Consider the following 540-nt stretch of genomic DNA (forward strand, 5'->3'; position numbering starts at 1 on the left):
GGCGCGACCACCACCGCCCCCATCTCGACGACGTATCGTCGATCCTTCTGATGGTGTGCGCCTTCGAAGCGTGCGAGGACCTCGGCCGTCCGAACGTTCCCGGCCGTGACGACCTGGCGCTGCTGCGGATCGCCGAACGTCTTCCGCGCCTGCTGGAGGGCCCGGTCTACAATCCCACCGACCGCGACGAGCGCGTCGACGGCAGACTGAGTGCGGCCAGCCGCCGTATCGCGATCGACATGGCCAAGAAGTTCGATGCGGAGCTCACAGAGTTCGTCGAGAAGGGCTTCGATCCCGAAGAAGCCATTGAAAGGCTGACCGCATTGTTCGGTGACCGCATGCCGGATCAGATCGATCTCGTCGACGTCACCAAGGCCGCGCATGCCGAGATACGCTCGCATGCTCCGAGGATCGCCGCCGCCCCCACGGTCGGCAAATCGACCAGTGCCTGAGCGGGACGACGCTTCTGTCCGGCGCATTCACGACGCCTTCAGTCAGCGCAACTTCCGGCGCGACTTTTCGCGTCGTGGCCTTCACTAC

The 540-nt window shown here is 64.8% G+C and carries 1 pseudogene; it reads left to right on the forward strand.

The features are described from left to right. Positions 1-452, forward strand: a pseudogene (locus J5M73_RS30990) (hypothetical protein); the annotation flags it as partial. Between the last annotated feature and the right edge of the window lie 88 nt (positions 453-540).

Source organism: Pseudomonas sp. 50_B (assembly GCF_017491625.1).
GTDB lineage: Bacteria > Pseudomonadota > Gammaproteobacteria > Pseudomonadales > Pseudomonadaceae > Aquipseudomonas > Aquipseudomonas danubii.